The organism is Nonomuraea sp. NPDC005730, assembly GCF_040630865.1.
Lineage (GTDB): Bacteria > Actinomycetota > Actinomycetes > Streptosporangiales > Streptosporangiaceae > Nonomuraea.
In genome coordinates this window covers 107,051-116,436 of the sequence record NZ_JBEXYK010000026.1, presented here as the reverse complement: position 1 = coordinate 116,436, position 9,386 = coordinate 107,051, and the positions used below count along the sequence as shown (strand labels likewise).

Annotated in this window: 8 protein-coding genes; 5 read left to right on the top strand and 3 right to left on the bottom strand. The window is 72.3% G+C overall.

All coding sequences use genetic code 11. The annotated features are described in order from the left end of the window. Positions 1-237: 237 nt before the first annotated feature. Complete coding sequence (locus ABZ444_RS27450; RefSeq protein ID WP_358002566.1) at positions 238-1,635, top strand: APC family permease; 1,398 nt, start codon at positions 238-240, stop codon at positions 1,633-1,635. Beyond that, positions 1,632-2,270 (top strand): GPP34 family phosphoprotein, encoded by a 639-nt coding sequence (locus ABZ444_RS27445; protein ID WP_358002563.1) that lies wholly within the window; start codon positions 1,632-1,634, stop codon positions 2,268-2,270. Before ABZ444_RS27450 ends, ABZ444_RS27445 begins: the two co-directional genes overlap by 4 nt. A 33-nt stretch (positions 2,271-2,303) precedes the next feature. Here ABZ444_RS27445 and ABZ444_RS27440 read toward each other — a convergent pair whose 3' ends face one another. Both ABZ444_RS27440 and ABZ444_RS27435 read right to left on the bottom strand, forming a co-directional pair. Continuing rightward, entirely contained in the window at positions 2,304-2,666 is a 363-nt protein-coding gene (locus ABZ444_RS27440; RefSeq protein WP_358002560.1) for a hypothetical protein, read from the bottom strand. Continuing rightward, positions 2,663-4,441, bottom strand: a complete 1,779-nt coding sequence (locus tag ABZ444_RS27435; RefSeq protein WP_358002557.1) for a hypothetical protein — start codon at positions 4,439-4,441, stop codon at positions 2,663-2,665. The genes ABZ444_RS27440 and ABZ444_RS27435 overlap by 4 nt, the downstream gene beginning before the upstream one ends. Before the next feature lie 482 nt (positions 4,442-4,923). Between ABZ444_RS27435 and ABZ444_RS27430 the strand changes: the two genes are divergently transcribed. The 3 genes from ABZ444_RS27430 (at position 4,924) to ABZ444_RS27420 (ending at position 7,532) form a co-directional block, all read left to right on the top strand. Next, positions 4,924-5,601, top strand: coding sequence for a hypothetical protein (locus ABZ444_RS27430; protein WP_358002554.1), 678 nt, complete (start codon positions 4,924-4,926; stop codon positions 5,599-5,601). Positions 5,602-5,818: 217 nt separating this feature from the next. Continuing rightward, the gene (locus ABZ444_RS27425; protein WP_358002551.1) at positions 5,819-6,433 is read left to right on the top strand and encodes a hypothetical protein; all 615 of its coding nucleotides are present in this window, start codon (positions 5,819-5,821) and stop codon (positions 6,431-6,433) included. Between the two features lie 91 nt (positions 6,434-6,524). Next, positions 6,525-7,532 (top strand): endonuclease/exonuclease/phosphatase family protein, encoded by a 1,008-nt coding sequence (locus tag ABZ444_RS27420; protein ID WP_358002548.1) that lies wholly within the window; start codon positions 6,525-6,527, stop codon positions 7,530-7,532. Positions 7,533-7,551: 19 nt separating this feature from the next. On the opposite strand, the gene ABZ444_RS27415 is transcribed toward ABZ444_RS27420, so the two are convergent. Further along, the gene (locus ABZ444_RS27415) at positions 7,552-9,060 is read right to left on the bottom strand and encodes a long-chain fatty acid--CoA ligase (RefSeq protein WP_358002545.1); all 1,509 of its coding nucleotides are present in this window, start codon (positions 9,058-9,060) and stop codon (positions 7,552-7,554) included. Positions 9,061-9,386 lie beyond the last annotated feature (326 nt).

The following is a 9,386-nucleotide window of genomic DNA, read 5'->3' as shown; positions in this document are numbered from 1 at the left end:
GGCATGATCGCATGTGGCGCAGGACGTCGGTGGCGAAGGTCTGGACGCGCCGTCCCGCCCGCCGGTGCCGGCGCGGGGCCCTCCGGCGAGGTCAGGTACGCAACCACCTGGAGCAGCCTCTTGCGACGTGACCGTGGGCTACGGAAGGATCGCCAGATCGAGCCCCACCGGTATCCGTAACCCCATGCGTATACCGAGGCCCGTCACCCCCCGCATGGACGACATGGAGAGGCTGTCGTGCAACCTCAGGAGAGCATCGAGCAGTTCGGCTACCGTCAGGAATTACGCCGCGGGGTCGGACTGACCGACCTCGTGTTCTACGGCCTGATCTTCATGGTGCCGATCGCGCCGTTCGCGATCTTCGGCCCGGTCTACAAGGCCTCGGGCGGCATGCCCGTCCTGGCGTACCTGGTGGGCATGGTCGCGATGTTGTTCACCGCGGCCTCCTACGCGCAGATGGTCAAGGCCTTCCCGCTGTCGGGGTCGGTCTACAACTACGCGGGCCGCGGCATCGCCCCGTCGGTCGGCTTCATGACCGGGTGGGCGATCCTGCTCGACTACCTGCTCGTGCCGAGCCTGCTCTACCTGGTCGCCTCGATCGCCATGCACAACAGCGTGCCGGGCGTGCCGGTCTGGGGGTGGCTGCTCATCTTCGTGGCCGTCAACACGGTGGTCAACCTGCGCGGCATCCGGATGACGATCACCCTCACCAAGGTGCTGATCACCTGTGAGCTGGTCGTGCTCGGCCTGTTCGTGCTGATCGGCATCTGGGCCCTGCTCCAGGGCAGGGGCCACGGGTTCAGCCTCTCACCGCTGTTCAACCCCGACACCTTCTCCTGGCCGGTGATCTTCGCCGCGGTCTCCGTCGCGGTGCTGTCCTTCCTCGGCTTCGACGGCATCAGCATGCTCGTCGAGGAGTCCGCGGGCGGCTCGGCCCAGGTGGCCCGGGCCATGCGGCTGGCGCTGATCCTGGCCGGGCTGCTGTTCATCGCCCAGGTCTGGGTGGCCGCGCTGGTGGTGCCCGACCCGGCGGGCCTGCTGAACACCGGCTCGGAGACCGCCTTCTACGACGCCGCCGCCTCGGCGGGCGGCGAGTGGCTGCGGCACGTCACCTCGACGGCCACCGCCATCTCCTGGGGCTTCGCCGACACGCTGGTCGCCCAGGTCGCCGTCTCCCGCCTGCTGTACGCCATGGCCCGCGACCGGCAACTGCCGGCCTTCCTCGCCAAGGTGTCGGTCAAGCACTCGGTCCCGGCCAACGCCATCCTGCTCGTCTCGGCCCTGTCCGTCGGCATCGGCGTGTGGGCCTCGCAGCTCAAGGAGGGCGTCGGCCTGCTGAGCAGCCTGGTCAACATGGGCGGCCTGATCGCGTTCGTCGTGCTGCACGTGTCGGTGATCGTCCACTACCGGGTCCGGCAGCGCTCGTCCGACTTCTGGTCGCACCTGGTGGCGCCGCTGATCGGCATGGCGATCCTGATCTTCGTGATCGTCAACGCCAACATCCTGGCCCAGCGGGTCGGCCTGATCTGGCTCGCCGTCGGCGTCGTCGTCCTCGGCATCCTGTACGCCCGCGGCCGCCGCCCGGTGCTGGACGGCGACGAGAAGGCCGGCCTGACCGGGATCCGGTCACCGTGACGCGGCCACCGCTCCACCACGAGCTGTTCCTCATCGGCCACGACCAGTCCGGCAAGCCCCTGGTGCACCAGCACTCGATGGCGCTCGGGCTGGCCGGGGCGGTGCTGCTCGACCTGGCGCTGAGCGGGCGCGTCACGGTCGGGCAGGGCCGGATCACCGTCACCGACCCCACCCCGGTCGGCGACGCGGTCGTGGACTCCCTCGTCCCGCTGATGGCCCGCGACCGGGCCGAGGGGGAGGCCAGGTTCTGGATCAAGAAGCTGGCCGAGGACGCCTACGACCGCACCCGGCAGAGCCTGGTCACCGCGGGCGTGCTGGTCATGGTGACCAGGCGGCGCATGGGCATGTTGCCGTACACGCGTTATCAGCTCGCCGACATCGCCTCGGTGGTGCGCGCCTCGGCCGGGGTGCGCTCGGCCGTGGAGGGCTGGAAGCAGCCCGACGGGCGCGGCGCGGCGCTGTGCGGGCTGGTGGGGGCGCTGCGGCTGGAGGCCGAGCTCTACCTCGACCAGCCCTCGGCCCGGCTCGTCGAACGCCTCCGGGAGATCGCGGGCGAGCACTCCCCCGTCGTCAGGGAGGTCGTGCAGCTGATCGACGACATGCTCGGCGAGGCCGCGGTCGCGGTCTTCCGCTGACCACGGCCCGCCCGCGAGGCGGGGCCGCCGGGGTCAGCCGAACAGCTCGCGGATCTGGCCGACGACCTCCACGATCACCGACACCTCGGCCGCGCGGGCCGACAGCCGCTTGAGCGCGTCGATGACGCGGGAGCGGTCGGGGTCGGCCTGCTCGATCTCCTGCCGCACGTCGGCGACGTCCCGGCGGGCCCGCGCGGGCTCGGTCACGTGCGCCTCGTGCTCGGCGAGCAGGCGTTCGAGCCGGTCGAGCAGCCGGGCCGCCTCGCCGGGGGCCGCGCCGCCCAGGTTGTTGACCGTGGCGCGGGAGTGCGGGCCCACCGCGATCGGGCCGCTCACCTCGCCGCCGCTGATGTGCACGCCGTACGAGCTCGGCACGGGGGTCTCCTCGTTCGTCACGCGCCCTGCCCTCCCAGGTTGTTGACCGTCGCCGCGGCCTGGTGCCCGAAGGCGACCGGGCCGTTGACCGTGGCGCCGCCGCTGACCGACAGCGTGTTCATGGTCACGCTCGCCGCCTGCAACCGGTAGGCGCCGGTCTCCACGCCCTTGTCCTCCAGGAAGTCGAGGACCGCCTCGGTGAGCCGCTGCTCGATCATCCGCACGTACTTGGAGACGTCGAGCACCTGGATGTGGGTCTGCAGGTCGTCGCTCGCGCCCAGCTCACGGACGCTGAAGCGGGCGCCGTAGGGGTAGACGATGTGCTTGCGCGGGTCGGGCGCCAGCATGTTCTGCCGGACGGCCTGCACCCCCGTACGGGCCAGCCGCGCGGGCGCGGCCAGCACGTCGCGCAGCAGCCGCAGCTTCAACGACCTGACCGCCTCCCAGGCGATGCGGCCGCCGGTCATGGTGGGCAGCCGGTCGACCACGTGGTAGGGGCCGTAGGCGGGCGGGAGCACGGTGACCACGAACTGGGTGTAGAGCATCCGGCCCTCGACGGCCAGGTAGATGAACGCTGAGGTCAGCGCCTCCTGGTCCTCGGCGGGCGCGACGAGCCGGCCGTTGCGGTCGCGGATCTCCTGCCCGGCGTTGTTGATCGTGACGCGCTGGTAGTAGCGCACGCCGCCCTGCGGATGGCGGACGACGGCCTCGATCTCCTCGGGCGTGGCGTGGGACCTGGGCAGGCCGTTCTTGCCGATCAGCGGATGGGACACCGGGGCGCCGCCCTGGTGCCAGTCGGCCACGGTGAAGATCCCCCTGGCGACGACGTGGTCGCCGATGTCGAGCCGCTGGATGCCCTCGTTGGGACGCAGCACGCGGTCGCGCATGTCCTTCAACCGCTCGCGGACGAAGGCGTGCAGCTCGACGGGGTCGATGTCGACCGGGTCGTCCTGGCGGCGCGGCGGGCCCTCGCGGCCGCGCACCCGGTCGAGCTCCACGGCGATCGACCAGCTCCTGGCGATGGATCCGGCGCCCATGAAGGCGTCTTCGTTGGCGTACATGGTGATGTTGCCCCACTGGGCGCTGCGCACGTAGTCGACGCGATGGGCGGTGCGGGGGCCGGTCGCGCTCGTGACCGGCTCGGGCGCGCCCGGCCGCAGCGTGCCCGCCAGGGTCATGTACGTCGCGATCCGGTAGACCAGCGCCACCCCGAGCGTGGTGAAGGGCACGGACATCGCCAGCGCCAGCGTGCCGAGCCCCTGGGTCAGGACGTCGGCGAAGCCGTAGGAGGGGCTGTCGTCGAAGAACGAGGAGCTGGAGAAGCTCTGCAGCAGCAGCACGGACAGCGCCGTGGAGAACGCCGCGAGCACCAGGAGAAAGGCCATGCTCGCCGACCAGAACCACAGCATGGCCCGCAGCACGAACGAGCCGCCCCGGAGCCGCCCCGAGGTGAGCAGCACCAGCGGGACGAGCGTCGCCACCCACGCGATCGTGGTCATCGGCACGATCACGAACCCGACCAGGAAGAACACGGTGATGAGCGCGTCGCGGACGACGAGCATCGAGCGCGAGCGCCGGCAGTGGTGGATCACCGGGATGAGGTCGAAGCCGCCGTAGGACGGAGGGACCGCGCGGTAGGGGTCGAACATCAGCTCGCCCAGCACCCGGTCGCGGAACCCGCTGTCGAGGTAGGCGGCGGCGCTGAGGTAGCGGGTGACGTTGCTCATGCGGGGCACGCCCGGGTGGGCCGCGGAGTCCCGCGTCGAACCGGTGGCGCCGGAGCTGTCGACGGCCATGACCCTCCTTCGTCGGTGAACCCGGCCGAGCTTATGAGGGGCGAGTGCTTTGGGGGGGTCGTTGTTATCAAATAGTCTCGTTCACCAGAAGTGAAGCTCGGGACAAAAGCCCGATAAATCGAAATTCTTCCCTTTACGGAGCATTACGGGAGGGTGTATTGGTCCACCATTCAGGCGCCGGGGGGCGGTGCGGGCGATGCGGCAGCGACACCGGCGCCCTCACACAGTGCCCCCGCTGCGGCGCCCTCCTCCCCGCCCCCTCACCCCCTGCCCCCTCACCCCCTGCCACCTCGCCCCCCACCACCTCGCCTCCCGCACCCCACACCATGGGTGCCGGCGCGCCGGACGTCGGCACCGGTGGTGTTCCGCCCGGGGTCCGCCCGTCCGGGGAGGGGGCGTTCGCCGGGCTTTCGCAGGGGCCGTTGGGGGACGAGCATCCGCCGCCGCCCTCGCGGTTGCGTCCGCCGGGGTGGCGGCGGCCGGTGGTACTGGCCAGCGTGGCGGCGGCGTGTGCGACGACGGCGCTGGTCTGGTGGGTGGCCGGGAGCCGCCCGTCCTCCCCGGCGGAGGCGGGCGGGAGCTCGGGCGGCGCGCCGTCGGCCGTCCAGCCTCAGGCGTCGGACGAGGCGACGGAAGACCCGCCGACCGGGGACGCCACCCCCACGGACGACCCGGCCGCGAGCGCCGGCCCGACGCCGGGCGCGGACCCCACGGCAGGCGCGGCCGGGCAGGCCGGGCAGGTGGACGAGCTGCTGTCCAGCAGCAGCTCCACCCGTTCCAGCCTGTCGGCGGCGATCGCGGAGGCGACCGGTTGCCGCCGAACCGGCGTGACCACGATCGAGGACATCACCGCGAGCCGCCGCGACCAGCTCGCCGCCGCCCGGACGCTGGAGGTGACGGCCCTGCCCGAGGGCGCGGCGCTGAAGCAGACGCTCATCACCGCACTCGACGCCTCCTACGACGCCGACACCGCCTTCCTGTCCTGGGCCCGGCGCCATCTGGCGGGCGGCTGCACCGGCCCGGTCTCGGACGACCGCGATTACCGGCGCGGTCTCAGCAGGTCGGAGGCCGCACAGACGGCCAAGGCACAATTCGCTCAGGCGTGGCGGCCGATAGCGGAGACATATGGCCTGACAATATGGAAAGCCGACCAGATCTAGCCATATTGGCCCATAATTCAGGCATAAGCACCGTAATTCCGAACGCCGATCAACGAGAGGTCCGCAGACGACACGTCCCGTCAGGAGCGTCGGCGGCACGTCCCAACAGGGGCTCCGGTGACGACGCCGCCGGTGACGACGCCGCCGGTGACACGCACCGCCGGTGACACGTTCCGTCCAGCGACATGTCTCGTCAGTGACACGAAGGAGTGCTGCGATGTTCCTGCCACGCCGTCTGTTCCGGCTGGCCACGGGTGCGGCGGCCGGGTACCTGCTCGCCGTGCGCCCCTGGCACCTGCGCTGGGGCGCGACCGACAGAGAGGTGCACGAGGACCTGCCGGGTGACGACATCGTGCCGCTCCCCCAGCTCCAGGCCACCCGTGCCGTCACCGTGGACGCGCCGCCGGCGGTCGTCTGGGCCTGGGTGGTCCGGCTCGGCGGCTACCCGGGCCCCGGCACCCGTTCCGGCACCCGTCCCGGCACGGGGCCCGGCACGGGGCCCGATGTACGAACGGAAGCAGCCGACGAGCCCGCGCAGCCCCCGCACGACCTCAAGCCCGGCGACGTCATGGACGGCGGCGGCTTCGTCGTCGAGCGGATCGAGGCCCCGCACAGCCTCGTGCTGGCCGACCGCGGCGCCGACGCCACCACGACCTGCTCCGTCGCGCTCCGCGACACCGGCGGCGGCACCCGGCTGGTCTACCGGCTCCGGATGCGCGGCGAGCCCACCGTACGCGGCGCCGCCCACGTCGCGATGACGGACGTCGGCGACTTCGTCGCGATGCGCAGGCAGCTCCTCGCCGTCAAGGCCGGGGCCGAGTCGGCGCGGTGAGCCACTGAACCGGCCCACCGGGTTGAGCCGGACCGAGCCGGGCTGACCGGCCCTGGTTCGGCTCCTCCGCCACTGCCCTATGGTTCATGCTGTGGATCAACGGGGAGCGAGCGCGACGGCCGAACGCGCATCCGCCGGCAAGCGTCCCTCACCCCGGCGGCGCAGGCGCTGGTTCGCCTGGACGGTGGTCGCGCTGCTGGCGGCCTGGGCGGCGCTGCGGGTCGGCGGCCTGGAGACCGGTTCCTTCCTCATCCAGCTCATGACGGTGACGCCGATCGGCGCGGGGCTGGCCGCGCTGACCGCGCTGCTGGCGATGCTCAGGCGCAACCGTCCGGCGGGGCTGTCCGCGGCGCTCGTGGGCATGGTGTTCATCGCGTGCCTGATCCCGAGGACGTCCGGGGTGGAGGCGGGCAAGGTGATCGACGGCGTCCCGCTGCGGGTGCTGTCGGTCAACCTGTTCGGACGGGCCGACGCCGAGACCGTGGTCCGCCTGGTGCGCACGTACGAGATCGAGGTGTTCAGCGCGCTGGAGCTGACCCCGGAGGCGGTCCGGCGGCTCGACCAGGCGGGGCTGCGCAAGCTGCTCCCGTACCGGGTGCTCCAGGCCGCGGACGGCGCGATCGGCAGCGGCCTGTTCGCCAGGCACCCGCTGCGGCCGCGGCGGGGGCTGTTCACCCCGATCGGCCACAACATGCCTGCCGCCACGCTGTCCCTGCCCTCGGGCGGCAAGGTCGAGGTCGTGGCGGTGCACCCCAACCCGCCACTGGGCCGGATGGCGGACGAGTGGGACGCCTCGCTCAAGGCGCTGCCGTCCCCTTCCCCGTCGGTGGTCAGGATCCTGGCCGGCGACTTCAACGCCAGCCTCGACCACCGCGCCTTCCGCGACCTGCTGGCCCGGGGTTACGTCGACGCGGCCGACCAGGTGGGCAAGGGGCTCGTCCCGACCTGGCCCAACGGCAGGGCGATACCGCCGATCATCACGATCGACCACGTGCTGGCCGACCGCCGGGTGGGCGTGGCCCGTACGGAGATCCTCGACGTGCCCGGCACCGACCACCGCGGCGTCTTCGCCGACCTGCGCCTGCCCGCCATCGGCTGACCCGCCGCTCCCCGCGCGGTCACCGCCCCTGCTGCTGCCCGTGCAGCCTTCTGAGGGACGCCCTGAGCAGCTTGCCGGCGCCGTTCCGCGGCAGTTCGGGGACGAGCTCCAGATACCTCGGGATCTTGAAGCGGGCCAGGCGGCCGTCCAGGTGGGCGAGCAGCTCCTCGGGCTCCGCGCTCGCGCCCGGCCGCAGCACGACCAGCGCCTTGCCGGTCTCCCCCCACTTCTCGTCCGGCACGCCGATCACCGCGCACTCGGCCACCGCCGGATGGGTGTGGAGCAGGTTCTCGATCTCGGCCGGGTAGACGTTCTCGCCGCCGGAGATGTACATGTCGCTGATCCGGTCGCGGATGCGGACGTACCCGTCCTCGTCGGCCACGCCGATGTCGCCCGACCTGAACCAGCCGTCGGCGGACAACACCTTCGCCGTCTCCTTCGGACGCCGCCAGTAGCCGGGCATGACGTTGGGGCCCTGGACGTACACCTCGCCGGGCTCGCCGGGGGCGGCGGGCGAGCCGTCGGGGGCGACCAGCCGCACGTCGGAGAAGAAGCACGGCACCCCGGCCGAACCGAGCCCGGCGTCCGGGTGCCCCGCCCCGAAGAAGAGCGCGCCCGGGGAGGTCTCCGTCATGCCGTACCCCTGCAGGAACGGCAGCCCGCGCTCCCGGTACGTCCTGATCAGCGGTTCGGGCACCGGCGCTCCGCCGCACAGCAGGTGCCGCAGGCTGGACAGGTCGGCGCCCGCCCAGCGCGGCGATCGCGCGAGGGCCGCGAACATCGTCGGCACGCCGAACATCATCGTGACCCGCTCGGACTCGACCAGGTCGAACGTCCTGTCCACCCCGAACGACGGCTCCAGCAGCGCCCTGCCGCCCTTCAGCACGGTCGGCACGAGCGTCTGCGCCAGGGCCGCGATGTGGCACAGCGGCGCGCTGACCAGCGTCACCTCGTCGTGCGCGAGCGGCACGTCGACCAGCAGGTTCACGGCGTTCCAGATGAGGTTGCCGTGGGTGAGCATCGCGCCCTTGGGGCGGCCGGTGGTGCCCGAGGTGTACATGATCAGGCAGATGTCGTCCTGGCTCACCGGCTCGTCCACGGGGTCGGCGGGCGCGTCGGCGATCAGCTCCTCGTAGGCGTCCTGGCTCAGGTGCCGGCCGGGCAGGCCGCCGCCGTCCTGGCCCTCGCCCTCGCCCTCGCCCGCGCCGAGGACGACGACGCGGGCGCCGGAGTCGTCCAGGAGGAAGCGCAGCTCGGGCGGGGCCAGCCGGGCGTTGAGCGGGACGAACACCGCGCCGAGCAGTCCCGCGGCGAAGAACGTCTCCACCAGGGACGGGTGGTTGGGCCCGAGGTAGGCGATCCGGTCGCCGCGGCCCACGTCCAGGCCGGTCAGCCCGTGGGCCAGGCGGGTGACCCGGTCGTACAGGTCGCCGTAGGTGCGGTCGATTCCCGGGTAACCGACGGCGGGCCGGGCGGGCGTCATCCGCGCCCTGCGTGCCGGCCATGACCCAAGCCCCTGATTCCGCATCGGCACTCCTTGACGGTCAGGACTCAAGGTAGGTCACCAAGCGCTTGCTGTCACCGGAATGCCACACTTTCTCCCCCCCTCACTCTCCTGCGGGCGGCAGTCGGGCCGGACGCCCGACGAGGCTCGGTGGGGTGGTCTCGGCCGGACGTCCGGGCGCGGTCAGTGGGGTGGCTGGGGCGGTCTGGCCGGACGTCCGGGCGCGGTCAGTGGGGTGGCTGGGGCGGTCTGGCCGGACGTCCGGGAGGGTCGGCGCGGTGGCTGGGGGCTTGGGCGGGGCCGACGGTCGGTGGTTTTCCGTCGGTGGCGGGCCCTTTCAGCGGCGGCAC